Origin of the sequence: Agromyces mariniharenae, from assembly GCF_008122505.1 — a bacterium.
Lineage (GTDB): Bacteria > Actinomycetota > Actinomycetes > Actinomycetales > Microbacteriaceae > Agromyces > Agromyces mariniharenae.
Map to the genome: position 1 here is coordinate 2,597,941 of NZ_VSSB01000001.1, position 19,941 is coordinate 2,617,881.

A 19,941-nucleotide genomic window follows, 5' to 3' on the forward strand; every position below is an offset into this window, starting at 1 on the left:
GCGTGTTCAAGCGCTCGATCTACAAGTCGCCCGCCGAGCTGCACGCGATGCTGCCGGCCGGAGCGGCCACCGCGGCGGCGCTCGCGGAGGCTCGACGCCTCGTGGCGCCCGGCGCGACGCCGCTCGAGCTCGACGCGGCCGCGGAGCGTGTGATCCGCGGACTCGGCGGCCGGCCGAACTTCCAGCTCGTGCCGGGCTACCGGCATACGCTCTGCGTGTCCGTCGACGACGACGTCGTGCACGGCATCCCGGGTGACCGCCCGTTCCGCCCCGGCGACATCGTGTCGGTCGACGGCGGCGCCGAGCTCGGCGGCTGGAACGGCGACGCGGCCTTCACGGTCGTGCTCCCCGATCCCGACCGCCCCGACGTCGTGCTCGCGCGGCAGGCGCTCTCGGACGTCACCGAGTCCGCGCTCTGGCGCGGCATCGCGGAGCTCGCGACCGCGCGCCACCTCAACGAGGTCGGCGCCGCGATCGAGGAGCACGTCGAGGCGGCGGGCGGGTACGGCATCCTCACCGACTACGTCGGCCACGGCATCGGGCGCACGATGCACGAGGAGCCGCCCGTGTTCAACTACCGGGTCAGGCAGAAAGGGCCAGCGGTCCGACCCGGCCTCGTGGTCGCGATCGAGCCGATGATCGTGGCGGGGTCGATCGACACCTTCGTGCGCGACGACGAGTGGACGGTCACGACCGCCGACGGCGCCGATGCCGCGCACTGGGAGCACTCCATCGCCGTGCACGACGACGGCATCTGGGTGCTGACCGCCGACGACGGCGGTGCGGCCGGCCTCGCGCCGTTCGGCGTCACGCCGGTGCCGATCGCCGTGCGCTGACGACCGACGCGAGCGCGAGGCGAGCGCGACGCGACCGGTCACGCCGCGTGCGGCTCCATGAGCCGCGAGAGCTCGGCGAGCAGCCCCGGGTAGTCCATCGCGCCCACCACGAGGCGCTGCACGTTCTCGCGCTCCGAGAACGCCTCGACGAACTGGTCGAACACCTCCTGGAACTCCGCCCGGCCGCTCTCGGCGAACGCGATGAGCGCGACCACGTTGACGCTCGCGCCGCCCCAGTCGATCGGCACGTCGTCGATCGCGATGGCAATCGCGGTGCGGCGCGCGGTCATGGTCATCGCGTGCGGCACCGCGAGGTGCTCGGTGAAGGCCGTCGACGACAGGCGCTCGCGTTCGAGCGCGCCCTCCACGTAGGAGCGGTCGATGACGCCGGCCGAGATCATTCGGTCGCCGAGCATGCGGATGGCGGCGTCGCGATCGAGGCCGCGCAGCCCGCGCACGAAGAGCTCGGGCGCGATGTAGCGCGACAGCGACGCCGCGAGCCGGGCCCGCCGGCGCGCCCGGCGCACGCGCGCGATCTCGGCACGCACCCGCTCGAGGTCGACCTCGGTGGGGAAGGGCGCCACGAGCACGAGTCGCTCGACGGGCGACGACGGCTCGATCACGGCCACGAGCACGTCGGCGCGCTCGGCCTCATCGCCCGGCGCGAGCACCTCGACCTCGTCGTCGACCGCCGAGCGGATGCGGGCCGCGAGCGCCGTGTGCACGTCGTGGTACGCCGGCGCCGAGACGGCGACGCGGACGATCTCGCCCCGCGAGCGCCGCTGGTCGAGGTAGGCGCCCACGTGCATGGCGATGTACGCGATCTCGTCGTCGTCGACGGCGATGCCCTCGGTGCGCGCGAGCTCGCTCGCGATGTACACGGCGAGCTCGTAGATGAGCGGGTAGGCGGCCTTGATCGACGCGGTGAGCGGGTTGCGCGAAAGGGTCGACGTGCTCGCCCGCGCCACGAGGTTGTCGACGTGCAGCGCAAGCCGGTCGATGAAGTCCTCGTCGTCGAGGTCGACGAGGTACGCCGCGGAGGCCCTCGCGACGATCCGCCGCACGAGCGGCACCCGCGGCGAGATCGGGCGGCCCGGGGCATCCGCCTGCGCCGCAGCCGTCGTGCGCGTGGCCGCGCGCGTCTCGAGGAGCCGGGTGAGGTGCGCGAGGTCGGCCGGTCCCACCGAGGTGCCGAAGTGCTCGTCGACGAGCCGGGCGAGGAGCTCGGCCAGCGGCCCGGCCGGCGCGTCGGGCGCGGGCGCGGCGGATGCCGCGGCCGGGGTCGTCGAGGCGCTGGACGACGCCGGGGGAGCCGCCGCCTCGGCCTCGTCGAGCGGATGGTTCGTGGCGACCCGGTCGAGCGCGATCGCGGTGTGCAGCAGCACGTCGTTGAGCCCGTACTCGTTCGGCGCGTAGCCCGCGTCGGCGAGCCCCGCGACCAGCGCGGTGCGGAACTCGGTCACCTCGGGGAACGCCGCACGCAGCTGGTCGAGCTCGAGCATCCCGCGCGCCGACTCGTCGCGGAACAGCGCGCCGAGCAGGCGCCGTCGGGCGGTCTCGGGACCCTCGAGCGTGATGCGCGGCCCCTGCCGCACGAGCGTCAGCCCGGTGCCGTCGAGCCGCGCCCGCACGCGCCCCAGGTCGGCCTCGAAGGTCGAGTCGCTCACGTGGTTCGCGGCCGCCGTCTCGTGCACGTCGAGGCCGTCGGTCGCGTCGATCAGCGAGCGGATGACGCGGGCGGCCCGCACCTGCGGCGACGAGTCGCGACGGGCGGGCGCGGCGCGGTTCGCCCACGCCGCGCGGTCGAGGCGGTACCCCGCCGGCCCCGACTCGACGATGACGCCGCCGGAGTTCGCCTGCGCGGCGTAGTTGCGGATCGTGCGCGTGGTCACGCCGAGGCGGTCGGCGAGCTCCGACGCGGTCGTCCAGCCGTCGGCATGGCCGAGCGCGTCGACGAGGCGCTCCCACTTCTCGGCCACTGCAGCTCCGGTTCCTCGGCGCCACGCGACGCCGTGCGGTGCAGACAGTCAACCACCAGCGCCGCACGGGATGGGCGGATCCGTCGCGGATTTTCCGGGGGTGCGGAAGAAGATCGGGTGGAGGCCACCGGAGCCGCGCGGGCAGAATCGACCTGATCGCGGCACACGCCGCGGACCGAACGATCGACGAGGACCGGGCGATGGCCGGGCGAGGAGGCTCAGCGATGCGCATCATCGTGGTCTGCGGCGCGGGCGCGTCGAGCACCTTCGTCGCCCACCGGATCCGCCGGGCCGCCACGGCCAGGGGCCTCGAGGTGCGCGCGACGGCGACGAGCGAGTCCCAGCTCGACGTGGCGCTCGCCGACGCGGACGTGCTGCTCGTGGGCGCCCATCTCGCCGATCGCGTCGACCTGCTGCGCGCACGCGCCGCCGCGGCATCCGTGCCGATCGCGATCCTCCCCGACGTCGTGGCGACCTCGCCCGACGGCGGCGGAGCCCTCGACGTCGCCCTCGAGATCGCTGGGGCGCCGTCATGAGCCCGCGCGTCCCGCGCGCCGTGGTTCCCACCGCAGAGCCCCCGGGCTATGGTGAACGAGGGAACGGAAGCCAGCGACGGGAACCGGAATCATGGTGGAACGCACTGTTCGAATCGGATCGACCCACGGCCTGCACGCACGGCCGGCCAAGCTCTTCACCCAGGCTGCTGCCGCATCGGGGTCGTCCGTCACGATCCAGAAGACCGGTGGCTCACCCGTCAATGCGGCGAGCATCCTCGCCGTCATCGCGCAGGGGATCGACCACGGCGACGAGGTCACGATCGTCGTCGACGGCGGCGACGAGCAGTCGACCCTCGACCAGCTCGTGGAGCTCCTCAGCACCGACCACGACGAATAGCGCGCGGCATCCGTCGCCCATTCAACCGAACTGGAGGGGCGAGTGATGGAGATCAACGGCACGGGCATCGGACAGGGTGTCGCGGTCGGACCGGTCGTGCGGATGGCCGAGCAGCTGCCCCCGCCCGTCGACCGGCCGAGCCACCTCGACCCCGAGCTCGAGGGCGAGCGCGCCCGCGCGTCGCTCTCGGTCGTCGCGGCCGAGCTCGCGAACCGCGGGGCCAAGGCCGGTGGCGCCGCGAAGGACGTGCTCGAGGCGCAGGCCATGATGGCGGAGGACCCGAGCCTCGTCGACGAGGTCACCAAGCTCCTCGCGACGGGCAAGACGGCCGAGCGTGCCGTGTACGAGTCGTTCGCCGCCTACCGCGACCTGCTGCTCGGCATGGGCGGCTACATGGCCGAGCGGGCCACCGACCTCGACGACATCTCCCAGCGCGTCATCGCGAACCTCCTGAAGCTGCCCGCGCCCGGCGTGCCGAACCCGGGGCATGCGTTCGTGCTCGTCGCCCGCGACCTCGCGCCGGCCGACACCGCCACGCTCGACCTCGACCAGGTGCTCGGGCTCGTCACGATCGACGGCGGCCCCACCTCGCACACCGCGATCCTCGCCCGCGAGAAGTCGATCGTGGCGATCGTGGGGGCGACGGATGCCGCGACCCTCGCCGACGGCGACACGGTCGTCGTGGACGCGGCGAACGACGTGGTGATCTCCGCCCCGACGCCCGAGCAGGTCGCCGACGCCGAGGCCCGGATCGCCGAGCGCGCGGCACTCGAGGCCGCGCCCGTGACGCCGGGCGCCCTCGCCGACGGCACGCCCGTGCCGCTGCTCGCGAACCTCGGGTCGGCCGACGGCGCCGCCGAGGCCGTGAAGCTCGGCGCAGAGGGCGTCGGCCTGTTCCGCACGGAGTTCCTCTTCCTCGACGCCGACACCGCGCCGAGCGTGCGCGAGCAGCAGGAGCACTACACGCGGCTCCTCTCCGCCTTCCCCGGCCGCAAGGTCGTGGTGCGCGTGCTCGACGCGGGCGCCGACAAGCCGCTCTCGTTCCTCAACGACGCGCACGAGGAGAACCCGGCGCTCGGGCTCCGCGGCATCCGCGCGCTCCGCCACTCCGAGATCATCCTGCGCGAGCAGCTCACCGCGCTCGCGATGGCGGATGCCACGACCGACGCCGACCTCTGGGTGATGGCGCCCATGATCGCCACCGTCGAGGAGACGGAGTACTTCACGAAGCTCGCCGACGAGCTCGGGATCAAGGTGGCCGGCGTGATGGTCGAGACCCCGTCGGCCGCGCTCATCGCCGACCGGGTCCTGCGCGTCGCCGCCTTCGCATCGATCGGCACGAACGACCTCACCCAGTACACGATGGCGGCCGACCGGCTCCTCGGCACCGTGGCGAACCTGCAGAGCCCGTGGCACCCCGCGGTGCTGAAGCTCATCGCCGACGTCGGCGCCGCCGGCGCCGAGCTCGGCAAGCCCGTCGGCATCTGCGGCGAGGCCGCAGCCGACCCGCTCCTCGCCGTGGTCCTCGTCGGACTCGGCGCCACCAGCCTGTCGATGTCCCCATCGGCACTCGCAGATGTCCGCGCCTCCCTCGCGCGGTACACGCCCGACGACGCGAAGGCGCTCGCCCGGGCGGCCATGGCCGCTGAGGGAGCGGCCGACGCCAAGCAGGCGGCCCAGGCCGTCGCGACCGAGATCACCACGGCGCGGGCAGCCGCGTCGTGACCACGAGAGAGGCATTCGCATGACAACGACGTCACCCGAGACGAAGCGGCCGGGGGGAGCACGCGTCGCCGTCCAGAGGGTCGGTACATTCATGAGCGGCATGATCATGCCGAACATCCCGGCGCTCATCGCCTGGGGCATCTTCACCGCGTTCTTCATCGAAGTGGGCTGGACGCCGAACGAAGCGCTGGCGACGATCGTCGGACCGTTCATCCACTACCTGCTGCCGCTGATCATCGGCTACACGGGCGGCAGCCTCGTCTACAACGTCCGCGGTGGCGTGGTCGGCGCGATCGCGACGATGGGTGCGATCGCCGGTTCCGACTACCTCGTCGCCCAGTTCAACGCGGGACTCGAGGAGGGCGCGGCCCCCCTCGGCCAGGTCCACATGTTCATCGGCGCGATGATCCTCGGACCCCTCGCGGCGTGGACCATGAAGTGGCTCGACTCGCTGTGGGAGGGCAAGATCAGGGCGGGCTTCGAGATGCTCGTCAACATGTTCTCGGCCGGCATCTGGGGCTTCGTGATGGCGATCGTGGGCTTCTACCCCATCGCCCTGCTCGTGAACTGGCTGATGGCGGTGCTCGGGTTCGGCGTCGAATGGCTCGTGGATGCGAACCTCCTGCCGCTCACGAGCATCCTGATCGAGCCGGCGAAGGTGTTCTTCCTCAACAACGCGATCAACCACGGCGTCCTCACGCCGCTGGGCCTCTCGGAGGCGGCCGAGACCGGCTCGTCGATCCTGTTCCTGCTCGAGGCGAACCCCGGCCCCGGCGTCGGACTGCTCCTGGCGTTCACGTTCTTCGGGATCGGCGCGGCGCGCGCGTCCGCGCCCGGTGCGGCCGTCATCCAGTTCTTCGGCGGCATCCACGAGGTGTACTTCCCGTACGCGCTCATGAAGCCGATCCTCATCCTCGCGCTCATCGCGGGCGGTGCGACCGGAGTCACGACCAACATGCTGCTCGGCGGGGCGCTGCGAGCGCCGGCGGCGCCGGGAAGCATCTTCGCGGTCATCCTGCAGACGGCGCCGGGCGCGTACTTCGCGGTGATCCTGTCGGTCATCCTCTCGGCGGGTGTGACGTTCCTCATCGCCTCGGTCATCCTCCGGGCCTCGCGCAAGCGGGACCTCGAGGCGATGGCGATCACGGACGACGCCTTCGGCGCGGCGATCACGCAGACGGAGGCCGCGAAGGGTCGGAGCTCCGACCACCTCACGAGCCTCCGCGGCGGCGCGGCGACCGAAGCCGACGGCCGCGGCGGCCCGGCGACGGGCACCGTGCCCACGATCAGGAACGTCGTGTTCGCGTGCGATGCCGGAATGGGCTCGTCGGCGATGGGCGCGAGCGTCCTGCGGAACAAGTTCAAGAAGGCCGGGATCGAGGACGTCACGGTGGTCAACAAGGCGATCGCGAACCTCGACTCCTCCGCCGACCTGGTCATCACGCAGAACCAGCTGACGGATCGCGCTCGGCACCAGACGCCCGACGCCGTCCACGTCTCGGTCGACAACTTCATGAACTCGCCGAGGTACGACGAGGTCGTGGACCTGGTCAAGGGACAGCACGAGGGACAGTCCGAGACGCAGTCCTGACCATGAGCTCCGGGGCCGGATGCGCGCGAGCGCCGGCCCCGGAGTTCTCGGCAGCATACGGAACCGACGAAAGGGCGAAGAAATGGCGCAGGAGATCCTCAGCATCGAGCAGGTTCGGATCCACTCCTCGAGCGCGGCCAAGGAGGACGCGATGAAGGAGGCGGCCGACATGCTCGTGGCAGCAGGCGCCGTCACGGGCGGCTACTTCGACGCGATGCGCCAGCGCGAGGAGACGGCCTCGACCTACATGGGCAACGAGCTCGCCATCCCGCACGGCACGAACGAGACGAAGGACACCATCCTCGCCTCGGGGCTCTCGGTCGTGCGCTACGACGGCGGCGTGGACTGGGACGGCGAGCCCGTCACGTTCGTCATCGGCATCGCAGGGAAGGGCAACGAGCACCTCGAGATCCTGTCCCAGATCGCCATCCTGTTCTCGGACGAGGACGAGGTGGAGCGCCTCAAGACCGCGCAGACCCCTGAGGAGCTGTTCGGCATGCTGAGCTCGGTCAACGAATCGTGAAGGCCGTCCACTTCGGCGCCGGCAACATCGGGCGCGGATTCGTCGGCCTCCTCCTGCACGAGGCCGGCTACGAGGTGGTGTTCGCCGACGTGAACGCCGAGCTCATCGACGCGCTCGCGGCATCCGACCACTACACCGTGCACGAGGTCGGCGTCGGCGCCCGCGACCAGGTCGTCACCGGCTACCGGGCGATCAACAGCCAGGCGGATGCCGCAGCCCTCCTCGACGAGCTCAGCAGCGCCGACGTGGCGACCACCGCCGTCGGCCCCACCATCCTGCGGTTCATCGCGCCGCACCTCGTGATCGCGCTGCGCGAGCGGCCGGCGGATGCCCCGCCGCTCGTGATCATGGCGTGCGAGAACGCCATCAACGCCACGAACCTGCTGCGCGACGAGATCGCCGCGCTGTCGAGCCCCGAGGAGTGGCCCGAGCTCGAGGCACGGGCGGTGTTCGCCAACACGGCGGTCGACCGGATCGTTCCGGGCCAGGCCGCCGACGCGGGCCTCGACGTGACGGTCGAGACGTTCTTCGAGTGGGCCATCGAGCGACCGCCGTTCGGCAACGCGGCGCCCGACATCCCGGGCGCGCACTTCGTCGACGACCTCGCGCCGTACATCGAGCGCAAGCTCTTCACGGTCAACACCGGGCACGCCGCGACGGCGTACTTCGGTGCGACCGCCGGACACAGCCGGATCAGCGACGCGCTCGGCGACCCGGCCGTCGCCGAGGCGGTCGAGCGCGCCCTCGAGGAGACGTCGGCGCTCATCGTCGCCAAGCACGACTTCACCGCCGAGGAGCAGGACGCCTACCGCGCCACGATCCTCGAGCGGTTCCGCAACCCCGAGCTGCCCGACACGGTCGAGCGCGTCGGACGGCAGCCGCTGCGCAAGCTGAGCCGGCACGAGCGGTTCATCGGGCCCGCCGCGGAGCTCGCCGAGCTCGGGCGACCGGTGCCGGGGCTCCTTGCGGCCGTCGGCGCCGCGCTGCGCTTCGACGTGGCCGCCGATCCCGAGAGCGTCGAGCTGCAGGCCCTGCTCTCGAGCCGGGAGCCCGAGGTGTTCGTGCATGACGTCACGGGCATCGAACCGGGCCATCCGCTCGAACCCGGGCTCGTGTCGGTCGTCGCGGCAGCGAAGGGCGGGGCCTGAGCGGGGGCGGTCGCCGGCGGGTCGCGGCGCGGAATCCGGGCTCGGACCGGACCGCCGCGGCATCCGTGCGCTCGACTGGCGAAGATGCCCCGGATCGCCTATAGTTGACCCTTGGTGTTCTGGCACGCCCGCTTCGGCGTGCCCGACGAGCGATCGTCGTCGAGCACATCGCACGACCAGCATCCCAAACTCCAAGCGATAGTGAGGCTATGGCCAAGAAAGACGGCGTCATCGAGATCGAAGGCTCGGTCATCGAGGCACTCCCGAACGCGATGTTCCGGGTGGAGCTCACGAACGGGCACAAGGTCCTCGCGCACATCTCAGGGAAGATGCGCCAGCACTACATCCGGATCCTCCCCGAGGACCGCGTGATCGTCGAGCTGAGCCCGTACGACCTGACGCGCGGCCGCATCGTCTACCGCTACAAGTAAGGGCTGTCGGAAAGTAACGGCCCGCGGCATCCCGCGGGCACGAGGACAGCGAACCCAAGGAAACAACTGTGAAGGTCAACCCCTCCGTCAAGCGCATCTGCGACAAGTGCAAGGTCATCCGCCGCCACGGCCGAGTCATGGTGATCTGCGAGAACCCGCGCCACAAGCAGCGCCAGGGTTGATCGCGCGCGACGCGTGAGCGTCGCGCCGATCAAGGTTGAGTAGCCGCGCCCTTCCGGCGCGGCGTATCGAAACCCTCGTCCGCACCCACAACTGAACACCGCATCGGCAACGCCAGAACCCCGACATTCGGATGTCGGGGGGACACCTCGGGTCGGAGGCCCGGGCACCGGCGCTGCTCCACACCTCCACTTCGAAACAGGAGAACAGCCAACATGGCACGTCTGGCAGGAGTCGACATCCCGCGCGAGAAGCGCGTGGAGATCGCACTGACGTACATCTACGGCGTCGGCCGCACGCGAGCGCTCACCACGCTCGCCGAGACCGGCATCGACGGGAACATCCGCGTGAAGGACCTCAGCGACGAGCAGCTCGTCGCCCTCCGCGACTACATCGAGGGCAACTTCAAGGTCGAGGGCGACCTCCGCCGCGAGGTCGCCGCCGACATCCGCCGCAAGGTCGAGATCGGATCCTACGAGGGCCTGCGCCACCGTCGCGGCCTCCCGGTCCGCGGCCAGCGCACCAAGACCAACGCTCGTACCCGCAAGGGCCCGAAGCGCACCGTCGCCGGCAAGAAGAAGCCCGGCCGCAAGTAACCGCTCGCGCCAAGATCTAGGAGATTTCGAACATGGCAGCACCCAAGGCGGCTACTCGCAAGCCGCGCAAGAAGGAAAAGAAGAACATCGCCGTGGGCCAGGCCCACATCAAGTCGACGTTCAACAACACGATCGTCTCGATCACCGACACCACCGGTGCCGTGATCAGCTGGGCCTCCTCGGGTGGCGTCGGCTTCAAGGGCTCGCGCAAGTCCACGCCGTTCGCCGCGCAGCTGGCCGCCGAGTCGGCCGCCCGCCAGGCGCAGGAGCACGGCATGAAGAAGGTCGACGTCTTCGTGAAGGGCCCGGGCTCGGGTCGTGAGACGGCGATCCGCTCGCTCCAGGCCGCCGGCCTCGAGGTCGGCAGCATCAACGACGTGACGCCGCAGGCGCACAACGGATGCCGCCCGCCCAAGCGTCGCCGCGTCTAGTTCTCCGTCCTGCGGACCGGGGGGCCGCAGGCCGCGCCGAGATCCCCGAGGGATCGCCGCGCCGTGCCCGCAACCGGGCCCCCCGGACTCCGCAGCTTCCGTTCTCTCAACAACTCAAGATCCTCGACCTCGCAGGTGTCATATAGCGGACACCCTGCCGAAAGGAATCCAACCGTGCTGATCGCACAGCGCCCGACGCTCACCGAAGAGAACATCTCGGAGTTCCGTTCGCGTTTCGTGATCGAGCCCCTCGAGCCGGGCTTCGGTTACACCCTGGGAAACTCCCTCCGTCGCACCCTCCTCTCGTCGATCCCCGGCGCGGCCGTGACGAGCATCCGCATCGACGGCGTGCTCCACGAGTTCTCGACCGTCCCCGGCGTGAAGGAGGACGTGACCGAGATCATCCTCAACATCAAGAACCTCGTCGTCTCGAGCGAGCACGACGAGCCCATCACCGCGTACCTCCGCAAGCAGGGCGCCGGTGAGGTCACCGCCGCCGACATCTCCGCTCCGGCCGGTGTCGAGGTGCACAACCCCGAGCTCGTGATCGCGACGCTCAACGACTCGGCGAAGTTCGAGCTCGAGCTCACGATCGAGCGCGGCCGCGGCTACGTCTCGGCCAGCCAGAACCGCAACGAGTACTCCGAGGCAGGCCAGATCCCGGTCGACTCGATCTACTCGCCGGTGCTCAAGGTCACCTACCGCGTCGAGGCCACCCGTGCCGGTGAGCGCACCGACTTCGACCGCCTCGTGGTCGACGTCGAGACGAAGCCCGCCATCTCGCCGCGCGACGCGATCGCCTCGGCCGGCCGTACGCTCACCGAGCTGTTCGGCCTCGCCCGCGAGCTCAACGTCGCCGCAGAGGGCATCGAGATCGGCCCCGCGCCGGTCGACGCCGTGCTCTCGAGCGAGCTCTCGATCCCGATCGAGGACCTCGACCTGTCCGTCCGCAGCTACAACTGCCTCAAGCGCGAGGGCATCAACACGGTCTCCGAGCTCGTCGCCCTGTCGGAGTCGCAGCTCATGAACATCCGCAACTTCGGCCAGAAGTCGGTGGATGAGGTCAAGGACAAGCTCACCGAGATGGGTCTTTCGCTGAAGGACTCCGTCCCCGGATTCGACGGCGCCCACTTCTACACGGGCTTCGACGACGAGAACTGAGTCGTCCCCCCGACGTACCGACCCCCCACCACTGGAGAGAACGAACCATGCCGAAGCCCACCAAGGGCCCCCGCCTCGGAGGCGGACCCGCGCACGAGCGGCTCCTGCTCGCGAACCTCGCCGCAGCGCTCTACACGCACGAGCGGATCACCACGACCGAGACGAAGGCCAAGCGCCTCCGTCCGCTGGCCGAGCGCCTCATCACGTTCGCGAAGCGCGGCGACCTGCACGCCCGTCGCCGCGTGCTCGCCGTGATCGGCGACAAGGCCGTGGTGCACAAGCTCTTCACCGAGATCGCGCCGCAGGTGGCCGACCGTGAGGGCGGCTACACCCGCATCACCAAGATCGGCAACCGCAAGGGCGACAACGCGCCCATGGCGGTCATCGAGCTCGTGCTCGAGCCCGTGACCCCGAAGAAGCGCGCCGCCAAGCCGGCCGCCGCCCCCGCCGCCGACGAGGCCCCCGCCGAGGAGCCCGTGGTCGAGGAGACGCCCGAGGAGGTCGTGACCGAGGCCGAGGCCGCGGTCGACGAGGCCGCCGGTGCCGAGGCGTCGGAGGAGTCCGCCGAGGAGCCCGCCGAGGTCAAGTAGCCTCGACGCCACGCCGGAACGGGCCCCTGTGCACATCGCACAGGGGCCCGTTCGCGTCTGTGCCACAATCGTCGTCGGCCGGCCGAGTGCCGGCGTGTGCGACGTCGCACACGTGAGCGCCGGCGACGGCACGAAAGGGGCGGTGTGCGCGCACAGGTGCGGATTCCCGAGGATCGCGACCTCTCGATCGACTTCGCCCGGGCGCTCTGCCTCCCCGTCGTCGTGCTGCTGCACGCCCTGCAGATGGGCATCGGCGGCGAGCCGCTGCGCGCGTTCAACGCCCTCGACGGCTTCGAGCCCCTCGCATGGGCGACGTGGCCGCTCATGATCATGCCGGTGTTCTTCATCTGCGGGGGCTTCGCGTCGATCACCCAGTGGCGCCGGCTGCGCGGCCATGGCGAGACGGTCGGCCACTACCTCAGGGTGCGCGCCGTGCGCCTCCTGCAGCCGGTCGTCTCGGTCACCGCTGCGGTCGGACTCGTCCTCGCGCTCATGCTCGCGTTCGGAGCAGACGCCGGATTCGTCGAGAGCTTCGCATTCCGGCTCGCCGAACCGCTCTGGTTCATCCCCGTCTACCTGATCTGCACCGCGCTCGTGCCGGTCATGTCGTGGCTGCACCGGCACGCGCCGTGGCCGACGTACCTCGGCCTCGCCGGTTCCGCGCTCCTGGTCGACGTGCTCTCCCGCGCGCTCGGCCTGCCGCTCGGCGCGCTCAACTGGGTGTTCGTGTGGCTGTTCGCGCAGCAGCTCGGGTTCGGCCTGCGCGACGGCTGGTTCGCACGTCGTCCGCCCTGGCAGCTCGGCGCGATCGCGGCCGGCGCCTACGGCTTCATCGGCCTGCTCGTCGCGGCGTTCGGGTACTCGCACGACATGCTCGACAACCTGAACCCGCCGAGTGTCGCGATCCTCGCGCTCGCGCTCGGCCAGGCCTGCCTGTTCGCACTCCTGCAGCCCGCGATCCGTCGCTTGGTCGGCCATCGCGCCGTGCTCGGCGTGGTCGTCGTGTTCGGCGTCTACGGCATGGTCATCTACCTCTGGCACACCTTCGCCATGGCCGTGGTCACGGCGACGCAGCTCGCACTCGGGCTGCCGTTCCCGCCGGTGCTCTCGCCGGCGTGGTGGGCCACCCGGCCGGCGTGGGTCGTCGCGATCGCGGTCGTCGTCGCGGCGTGCTGCGCAGTCGTGCCGAAGCTCGAGCGCAGGTGGCCGAAGCCCGTCGACCGGCGGACGCCGCTCGCCGCGGTCGTCGTCTGGGCCGTGGTCGGCATCGTCGGCGTCGGCGTGTTCCTGACCATGGGGTACGTGCCGTGGCAGCACGGCGTGACGGCGTGGTCGCTCGTCGCGGTCGCGGTCATCGCCCTCATCATCGGCGGACCCGGCGCCCGGACACCGCTGCCCCCCGCCGCCGTGGACGTCGCCGCGGCGGCTCGGGCGGCCTGACGGATCCGCTCGGAGTCGAACCAGGGCCGTCGTCGCGTGCGGAGCCGTCGTGGGCGCCGCCGTAGGCTGGACGCATGTCCGAGCACGAGACGGTCGCCGATGCGGATGCCGCGGCATCCGTGGTGCGCGTGCGGCTCGGCATCGCCTACGACGGCACCGACTTCAACGGCTGGAGCCGACAGCCGGGACTCCGCACCGTGCAGGGCGTGCTCGAGGACGCGCTCGCCACGCTCTTCCGCCGCACGGGCACCGCGCCGCGGCTGACCGTGGCCGGCCGCACCGACGCGGGCGTGCATGCGCTCGGCCAGGTCGCGCACCTCGACGTCGAGGAGGACGCCCTCGCCGCCGTCGCGCGTCCGCGCCGCGGGCAGGACCCCGATGCATCGCCCGAGGCGGCGCTGGCACGGCGCCTCACCGGCATCATCGGCGCCGACGCCGATGTGGTGATCACGCACGCCGAACGGGCGCCCGCGGGCTTCGACGCGCGCTTCTCCGCGATCTGGCGACGCTACGAGTACCGGGTGGCCGACGCCTCGGCCGTGCGCGACCCGTTGGAGCGGCGCCGCACGGTCGCGCTGCCCCGGCACCTCGACGAGCGCGCGATGGATGCCGCGGCGGCCTCCCTCGTCGGCCTCCACGACTTCGCGGCGTTCTGCAGGCCGCGCGAGGGCGCGACCACGATCCGCACGCTGCAGGCCTACCGGTGGGCGCGCTCCGGCGACGGCGTGCTCGTCGCGTCGCTCCAGGCCGACGCGTTCTGCCACTCGATGGTGCGCGCCCTCGTCGGGGCATGCGTCGCGGTGGGGGAGGGGCGCCTCGACGCGTCCGACCCCGAGGCGCTGCTGCACGCGGGCGAGCGCACCAGCTCATTCAAGGTGATGCCCGCGAAGGGGCTCGTGCTGACCGAGGTCGGCTACCCCGACGACCACGAGCTCGAGGCGCGTGCCGCGCAGACGCGCCAACGTCGCGAATTGCACGTGGAAGGCCTCGTCGGCTAAGCTACCTCTTTGGTGCCGCCATCTGCGCCGGCATCCGAAGTTGAGCCCTCCACCAGGGCGTTCGCTCGCATCGCGGGTGAACACCCCCCCGGAGCGGGATTCACGAACCCCTCACTCGATCAGAAAGCAGCACTTCCGTGACGCGCACCTACACCCCGAAGGCGAACGAGATCCAGCGCGACTGGGTCGTCATCGACGCCACCGACATCGTCCTCGGCCGCCTGGCCAGCCACTCCGCAGCCCTGCTGCGCGGCAAGCACAAGCCGATCTTCGCGAACCACGTCGACACCGGCGACTTCGTGATCATCGTCAACGCCGACAAGGTGGCGCTCACCGGCCAGAAGCTCGAGCAGAAGAAGGCGTACCGCCACTCCGGCTACCCGGGCGGCCTCAAGGCCGTCGGCTACGCCGAGCTCCTCGAGAAGAACCCCGTCCGCGCCGTCGAGAAGGCGATCCGCGGCATGCTCCCGAAGAACTCGCTCGGTCGCCAGCAGCTGAAGAAGCTGAAGGTCTACGCCGGCCCGGAGCACCCGCACGCGGCTCAGCAGCCCAAGCCGTACACCCTCACCCAGGTCGCCCAGTAAGCCCGGCGAACTCGACCTTCTCGAACTAAGGATTCACAACCACCATGGCGAAGATCGCAGACCAGATCGACCAGGCTCCCGAGAGCTACACGACCGAGAGCGCGCCCGCCGCGGCTCCGGCCACGCCCCGCCCCGTCCTCAACGTCTCGGGTGCGGCGGTCGGCCGCCGCAAGCAGGCCATCGCCCGCGTGCGCGTCGTCCCCGGCGCCGGCACCATCACGGTCAACGGCCGTGAGTTCGCGGACTACTTCCCGAACAAGCTGCACCAGCAGCTCATCACCGACCCGTTCACCGTGCTCGAGCTCACCGGCTCGTACGACGTGATCGCCCGCATCACCGGCGGCGGCCCCTCGGGCCAGGCCGGCGCGCTGCGCCTCGCGATCGCGCGTGCGCTCAACGAGATCGACCGCGAGAACAACCGCCCGACCCTCAAGAAGGCCGGCTTCCTCACGCGCGACGCCCGCGTCATCGAGCGCAAGAAGGCCGGTCTCAAGAAGGCCCGTAAGGCGCCTCAGTTCTCGAAGCGCTGATCCGGGTTCCCGGTTCTCCGTATGCCTCGGCTCTTCGGAACCGACGGGGTCCGGGGCCTGGCCAACCGTGAACTCACGGCTGACCTGGCCCTGGGCCTCGCCCAGGCGGCTGCGGCCGTCCTCACGCAGGGACGCCACGCCGACGAGCTCCGCGCGGCCGGTCGCCGGCCGGTCGCGGTCGTCGCGCGCGACCCCCGGGTCTCGGGCGAGTTCCTGACGTCGGCGGTCGCCGCCGGCCTCGCGAGCTCCGGCGTCGACGTGCTCGACGCCGGCGTCATCCCCACGCCCGCGACCGCGTTCCTCATCGACTCCATCCACGCCGACTTCGGCGTGATGATCTCGGCGTCGCACAACCCCGCGCCCGACAACGGCATCAAGTTCTTCTCGTTCGGCGGCACGAAGCTCCCCGACGAGGTCGAGGACCGCATCGAGTCCTACCTCGGCAAGCAGAAGCTCGCCCCCATCGGCGGGGGCGTCGGCCGCATCCGCCGCTTCTCCGACGCCGAGGACCGCTACGTCGTGCACCTGCTCGGCACGCTGCCGAACCGCCTCGACGGCCTGCACGTCGTGCTCGACTGCGCTCATGGCGCGGCCGCCGGCGTCTCGCCCGAGACGTTCCGCGACGCGGGGGCGAAGGTCACCGTCATCGGGGCCGACCCCGACGGCATGAACATCAACGACGGCGTCGGCTCGACCCACCTCGAGCAGCTGCAGGCCGCGGTGCTCGAGCACGGTGCCGACGTCGGCATCGCGCACGACGGCGACGCCGACCGCTGCCTCGCCGTGGACGCCGAGGGCAACGTCGTCGACGGCGACCGGATCATGGCGATCCTCGCCGTGTCGATGCACGAACGCGGCGTGCTCACCGATGACACGCTCGTCGTGACGGTGATGTCGAACCTCGGACTGCGACGCGCGATGGCCGAACGCGGCATCCGCGTGATCGAGACGAAGGTCGGCGACCGCTACGTGCTCGAGGCGCTCTCGGCCGACGGGCTCGCCCTCGGCGGCGAGCAGTCGGGCCACGTGATCATGACCGAGTTCGCCACGACGGGCGACGGCGTGCTCACCGGCCTGCACCTCGTCGCCGAGATGGCGCGCACCGGCAAGACGCTCGCCGAGCTCGCCTCGGTCATGACGGTGTACCCCCAGGTGCTCGTCAACGTGCGCGGGGTCGACCACCACGCGCTCTCCGACGACGACGTGATCGCCGCGGCCGTGGCCGCAGCGGAGGCCGAGCTGGGCGACACCGGTCGCGTGCTGCTGCGTCCGTCGGGCACCGAGCCCATGGTGCGCGTCATGGTCGAGGCCTCCGAGCAGGAGACGGCCGAGCGGCACTCCGCGACGCTGGCCGAGGTCGTGCGCGAGCGCCTGGCGCTGCCGGCCTAGAGCTTCCGCAGGAGCACGCTCGAGACCGTGTGGTCGGCGCTCTTGCGCAGCACGAGCGACGCCCGCGACCTCGTCGGGCGGATGTTCTGCAGCAGGTTGGGCTCGTTGATCGAGCGCCAGATCTCCCTCGCGCGCTGCCGTGCCTCGGTCTCGGTGAGGCTCTCGTAGCGGTGGAAGTACGAGCGCGGGTTCGAGAACGCCCCGCGCTGCAGCTTCAGGAACCGCTCCTCGTACCAGCGCGCGATGTCGCTCGTGCGCGCGTCGACGTAGATCGAGAAGTCGAAAAGGTCGCTGACCGCCAGCCGATGGCCGGGGCCGGGCGGCTGCAGCACGTTGAGGCCCTCGAGGATGAGCACGTCGGGTCGGCGCACCGTGATCTTCGCGTCGGGGACGATGTCGTACGCGAGGTGCGAGTAGAACGGCGCGCGGACCTCGGGCGCGCCGGCCTTCACCTCGCTCACGAAGCGGAGCAGCGCGCGGCGGTCGTACGACTCGGGGAAGCCCTTGCGCGTCATCAGGCCGCGCCGCTCGAGCTCGGCGTTCGGGAACAGGAACCCGTCGGTCGTCACGAGCTCGACGCGCGGCGTGTGCTCCCAGCGCGCGAGGAGTTCGCGCAGCAGGCGCGCGATCGTCGACTTGCCGACGGCGACCGAGCCCGCGACGCCGATCACGAAGGGCGTCGGCTCGACGCGCTCGCGGAGGAACTCGCTCGTGACGCTGTGCAGCGACTTCATGCCGCCCACGTAGAGGTTGAGGAGGCGGCTGAGCGGCAGGTAGACCTCGGCGACCTCGCGGAGGTCGAGCGGCTCGCCGAGGCCGCGCAGCTGCACGATCTCGGTCTCGCGGAGGGGCGAGGGCATCGACGGGGCGAGCGCCGCCCAGTCCGCCCGGTCGAGCTCGGTGAAGGGCGAGATCTGCGCGGCGTTCGACGACGGGCTCAGCGGATCCAGCACCGTGTCAGTCTAGTGAAGGGGCGCGGGGCGGCCGTTCCCGGGCCGCGCTCGGTGGCCTGCGCACCGGGCTCACAGCCCGCTGCGCATACAATCGAGCGCATGTGTGGAATCGTCGGATACGTCGGGGAGCGCAACAGCCTCGACGTCCTCATGGGCGGCCTTCGCCGCCTCGAATATCGCGGCTACGACTCGGCGGGAGTCGCGATCGTCGACGACGACGGCGTCATCGAGACCGCCAAGCGCGCCGGCAAGCTGCAGGTCCTCGCCGACGACCTGGCCGCCACCCCCCTGCACGAGGGCGGCACCGGCATCGGCCACACCCGGTGGGCGACCCACGGCGGCCCCACCGACCGCAACGCGCACCCGCACCTCGGCGACGAGGGCCGGCTCGCGCTCATCCACAACGGCATCATCGAGAACTTCGCCGAGCTGAAGGACGAGCTCCTCGCCGAGGGCTTCACGTTCGAGTCCGAGACCGACACCGAGGTCGCCGCCGTGCTGCTCGGCCGCGAGTACCGCCGCATCGGCGAGCTCACCGAGGCGTTCCGTGCCACGGTCTCCCGCCTCGAGGGCGCGTTCACCCTGCTCGCCGTCCACCGGAACCAGCCGGGCGTCGTCGTCGGCGCGCGCCGCAACTCCCCGCTCGTGATCGGCCTGGGCGACGGCGAGAACTTCCTCGGCTCCGACGTCGCCGCGTTCGTGGAGTACACGAAGCGCGCCGTCGCGATCGGCCAGGACCAGATCGTCACCATCACGGCCGAGGGCGTCACCGTCACCGACTTCGACGGCGAGTCCGTCGAGGTCGAGCCGTTCGACGTCGCGTGGGACGCGTCGGCCGCCGAGAAGGGCGGCTGGTCGTCGTTCATGCGCAAGGAGGTGTCCGAGCAGCCCGAGGCCGTCGCGAACACCCTGCGCGGACGCGTCGTCGACGGCAGGGTGGCCATCCCCGAGCTCGAGTCCTTCGGGGACGAGGAGCTCCGCGGCATCCGTCGCATCACGGTCATCGCCTGCGGCACGGCGGCGTACGCGGGCATGGTCGCCAAGTACGCGATCGAGCAGTGGGCGCGCGTGCCCGTCGAGGTCGAGCTCAGCCACGAGTTCCGCTACCGCGAACCGGTGCTCGACGACGGCACCCTCGTCGTCTCGATCAGCCAGTCGGGCGAGACGATGGACACCCTCATGGCGGTGAAGTACGCCCGCGAGATGGGCGCCCGCACGATCTCGATCTGCAACACCCAGGGCGCGACCATCCCGCGCGAGTCCGACGCGGTCGTGTACACGCACGCCGGCCCCGAGGTCGCGGTCGCGTCCACGAAGGCGTTCGTGGCGCAGATCGCCGCGCTGTACCTGTTCGGCCTGCACCTCGCCCGCGTGCGCGGCACGCTCGACGATGCCGCGCTCGCCGAGAACCTCGCCGAGCTGCAGGCCGTGCCCGAGAAGCTCAGCACCGTGCTCGAGCAGGCGGAGCGCGTCGAGCAGCTCGCGCACTGGATGGCGGACACCCGCTCGGTGCTCTTCCTCGGCCGCCACGTCGGCTACCCGATCGCCCTCGAGGGCGCGCTGAAGCTCAAGGAGCTGGCCTACATCCACGCCGAGGGCTTCGCGGCGGGCGAGCTGAAGCACGGTCCGATCGCGCTCATCGAGCCCGGCCAGCCCGTCTTCGTGGTCGTGCCGAGCCCGCGCGGGTCGGCGAACCTGCACCCGAAGGTCGTGTCGAACATCCAGGAGATCCGCGCCCGCGGCGCCCGCGTCATCGCGATCGCCGAGGCCGGGGATGCCGCGGTGCTGCCGTTCGCCGACGAGGTCCTCCGCATCCCGCTCGCCGCGCCGCTCTTCGAGCCGCTGCTCGCCGTGGTGCCGCTGCAGGTGTTCGCGATGGAGCTCGCGCAGGCGAAGGGCCTCGACGTCGACCAGCCGCGGAACCTCGCGAAGTCCGTGACGGTGGAGTGACGACGAGGCGGG

The 19,941-nt window shown here is 71.2% G+C and carries 21 protein-coding genes; 19 read left to right on the plus strand and 2 right to left on the minus strand.

Annotated elements, in window-relative coordinates; genetic code table 11:
- Positions 1-2 precede the first annotated feature (2 nt).
- Entirely contained in the window at positions 3-836 is an 834-nt protein-coding gene (gene map, locus FYC51_RS12055; RefSeq protein WP_274379487.1) for a type I methionyl aminopeptidase, read from the plus strand.
- A 38-nt stretch (positions 837-874) separates the two neighbouring features.
- Here map and FYC51_RS12060 read toward each other — a convergent pair whose 3' ends face one another.
- Positions 875-2,815: a BglG family transcription antiterminator gene (locus tag FYC51_RS12060; RefSeq protein ID WP_148733828.1), complete on the minus strand. Its 1,941-nt coding sequence runs from the start codon at positions 2,813-2,815 to the stop codon at positions 875-877.
- Positions 2,816-3,039: 224 nt separating this feature from the next.
- Between FYC51_RS12060 and FYC51_RS12065 the strand changes: the two genes are divergently transcribed.
- The 17 genes from FYC51_RS12065 (at position 3,040) to glmM (ending at position 17,026) form a co-directional block, all read left to right on the plus strand.
- On the plus strand, positions 3,040-3,351 hold the full coding sequence (locus FYC51_RS12065; RefSeq protein ID WP_148733829.1) for a PTS sugar transporter subunit IIB: 312 nt from the start codon (positions 3,040-3,042) through the stop codon (positions 3,349-3,351).
- 91 nt (positions 3,352-3,442) lie between these two features.
- A complete protein-coding gene (locus FYC51_RS12070) occupies positions 3,443-3,709 on the plus strand; it encodes an HPr family phosphocarrier protein (RefSeq protein WP_148733830.1) in 267 nt (88 codons plus the stop codon).
- Between the two features lie 45 nt (positions 3,710-3,754).
- The gene (ptsP, locus tag FYC51_RS12075) at positions 3,755-5,434 is read left to right on the plus strand and encodes a phosphoenolpyruvate--protein phosphotransferase (RefSeq protein ID WP_148733831.1); all 1,680 of its coding nucleotides are present in this window, start codon (positions 3,755-3,757) and stop codon (positions 5,432-5,434) included.
- A gap of 91 nt (positions 5,435-5,525) precedes the next feature.
- The gene (locus FYC51_RS12080) at positions 5,526-7,025 is read left to right on the plus strand and encodes a PTS mannitol transporter subunit IIBC (protein ID WP_338014701.1); all 1,500 of its coding nucleotides are present in this window, start codon (positions 5,526-5,528) and stop codon (positions 7,023-7,025) included.
- 82 nt (positions 7,026-7,107) lie between these two features.
- Complete coding sequence (locus tag FYC51_RS12085; RefSeq protein ID WP_148733833.1) at positions 7,108-7,548, plus strand: PTS mannitol transporter subunit IIA; 441 nt, start codon at positions 7,108-7,110, stop codon at positions 7,546-7,548.
- The gene (locus FYC51_RS12090) at positions 7,545-8,696 is read left to right on the plus strand and encodes a mannitol-1-phosphate 5-dehydrogenase (protein ID WP_148733834.1); all 1,152 of its coding nucleotides are present in this window, start codon (positions 7,545-7,547) and stop codon (positions 8,694-8,696) included. The genes FYC51_RS12085 and FYC51_RS12090 overlap by 4 nt, the downstream gene beginning before the upstream one ends.
- A gap of 209 nt (positions 8,697-8,905) precedes the next feature.
- Positions 8,906-9,127: a translation initiation factor IF-1 gene (infA, locus tag FYC51_RS12095; RefSeq protein ID WP_011186713.1), complete on the plus strand. Its 222-nt coding sequence runs from the start codon at positions 8,906-8,908 to the stop codon at positions 9,125-9,127.
- Positions 9,128-9,195: 68 nt separating this feature from the next.
- A complete protein-coding gene (gene rpmJ / locus FYC51_RS12100) occupies positions 9,196-9,309 on the plus strand; it encodes a 50S ribosomal protein L36 (protein ID WP_056734976.1) in 114 nt (37 codons plus the stop codon).
- A gap of 213 nt (positions 9,310-9,522) precedes the next feature.
- On the plus strand, positions 9,523-9,903 hold the full coding sequence (gene rpsM / locus FYC51_RS12105; protein WP_148733835.1) for a 30S ribosomal protein S13: 381 nt from the start codon (positions 9,523-9,525) through the stop codon (positions 9,901-9,903).
- Positions 9,904-9,935: 32 nt separating this feature from the next.
- Complete coding sequence (gene rpsK, locus FYC51_RS12110; protein WP_092668574.1) at positions 9,936-10,334, plus strand: 30S ribosomal protein S11; 399 nt, start codon at positions 9,936-9,938, stop codon at positions 10,332-10,334.
- 174 nt (positions 10,335-10,508) lie between these two features.
- On the plus strand, positions 10,509-11,495 hold the full coding sequence (locus FYC51_RS12115; RefSeq protein WP_148733836.1) for a DNA-directed RNA polymerase subunit alpha: 987 nt from the start codon (positions 10,509-10,511) through the stop codon (positions 11,493-11,495).
- 47 nt (positions 11,496-11,542) lie between these two features.
- Positions 11,543-12,085 (plus strand): 50S ribosomal protein L17, encoded by a 543-nt coding sequence (gene rplQ, locus FYC51_RS12120; protein WP_148733837.1) that lies wholly within the window; start codon positions 11,543-11,545, stop codon positions 12,083-12,085.
- Positions 12,086-12,229: 144 nt separating this feature from the next.
- Entirely contained in the window at positions 12,230-13,525 is a 1,296-nt protein-coding gene (locus tag FYC51_RS12125; protein ID WP_187432604.1) for an acyltransferase family protein, read from the plus strand.
- A gap of 74 nt (positions 13,526-13,599) precedes the next feature.
- Entirely contained in the window at positions 13,600-14,523 is a 924-nt protein-coding gene (gene truA, locus FYC51_RS12130; protein ID WP_148733839.1) for a tRNA pseudouridine(38-40) synthase TruA, read from the plus strand.
- A 137-nt stretch (positions 14,524-14,660) separates the two neighbouring features.
- A complete protein-coding gene (rplM, locus tag FYC51_RS12135; RefSeq protein WP_148733840.1) occupies positions 14,661-15,107 on the plus strand; it encodes a 50S ribosomal protein L13 in 447 nt (148 codons plus the stop codon).
- 44 nt (positions 15,108-15,151) lie between these two features.
- Complete coding sequence (gene rpsI / locus FYC51_RS12140; RefSeq protein ID WP_148733841.1) at positions 15,152-15,637, plus strand: 30S ribosomal protein S9; 486 nt, start codon at positions 15,152-15,154, stop codon at positions 15,635-15,637.
- Between the two features lie 21 nt (positions 15,638-15,658).
- Positions 15,659-17,026, plus strand: coding sequence for a phosphoglucosamine mutase (gene glmM, locus FYC51_RS12145; protein WP_148733842.1), 1,368 nt, complete (start codon positions 15,659-15,661; stop codon positions 17,024-17,026).
- Here the strand turns inward: glmM and coaA are convergent.
- A complete protein-coding gene (coaA, locus tag FYC51_RS12150; protein WP_420797235.1) occupies positions 17,023-17,979 on the minus strand; it encodes a type I pantothenate kinase in 957 nt (318 codons plus the stop codon). The genes glmM and coaA overlap by 4 nt on opposite strands.
- A 99-nt stretch (positions 17,980-18,078) precedes the next feature.
- On the opposite strand from coaA, the gene glmS reads away from it, so the two are divergent.
- On the plus strand, positions 18,079-19,929 hold the full coding sequence (gene glmS / locus FYC51_RS12155; RefSeq protein ID WP_148733843.1) for a glutamine--fructose-6-phosphate transaminase (isomerizing): 1,851 nt from the start codon (positions 18,079-18,081) through the stop codon (positions 19,927-19,929).
- Positions 19,930-19,941: the final 12 nt, after the last annotated feature.

Coding starts and splice junctions, on each gene's coding strand:
- glmS (WP_148733843.1), top strand. CDS start 18,079: ATGTGTGGAATCGTCGGATACGTCGGGGAGCGCAACAGCCTCGACGTC.
- rpsM (WP_148733835.1), top strand. CDS start 9,523: ATGGCACGTCTGGCAGGAGTCGACATCCCGCGCGAGAAGCGCGTGGAG.
- FYC51_RS12065 (WP_148733829.1), top strand. CDS start 3,040: ATGCGCATCATCGTGGTCTGCGGCGCGGGCGCGTCGAGCACCTTCGTC.
- FYC51_RS12070 (WP_148733830.1), top strand. CDS start 3,443: ATGGTGGAACGCACTGTTCGAATCGGATCGACCCACGGCCTGCACGCA.
- FYC51_RS12080 (WP_338014701.1), top strand. CDS start 5,526: ATGAGCGGCATGATCATGCCGAACATCCCGGCGCTCATCGCCTGGGGC.
- truA (WP_148733839.1), top strand. CDS start 13,600: ATGTCCGAGCACGAGACGGTCGCCGATGCGGATGCCGCGGCATCCGTG.
- ptsP (WP_148733831.1), top strand. CDS start 3,755: ATGGAGATCAACGGCACGGGCATCGGACAGGGTGTCGCGGTCGGACCG.
- rpsK (WP_092668574.1), top strand. CDS start 9,936: ATGGCAGCACCCAAGGCGGCTACTCGCAAGCCGCGCAAGAAGGAAAAG.
- glmM (WP_148733842.1), top strand. CDS start 15,659: ATGCCTCGGCTCTTCGGAACCGACGGGGTCCGGGGCCTGGCCAACCGT.
- rplQ (WP_148733837.1), top strand. CDS start 11,543: ATGCCGAAGCCCACCAAGGGCCCCCGCCTCGGAGGCGGACCCGCGCAC.
- infA (WP_011186713.1), top strand. CDS start 8,906: ATGGCCAAGAAAGACGGCGTCATCGAGATCGAAGGCTCGGTCATCGAG.
- rpsI (WP_148733841.1), top strand. CDS start 15,152: ATGGCGAAGATCGCAGACCAGATCGACCAGGCTCCCGAGAGCTACACG.
- FYC51_RS12085 (WP_148733833.1), top strand. CDS start 7,108: ATGGCGCAGGAGATCCTCAGCATCGAGCAGGTTCGGATCCACTCCTCG.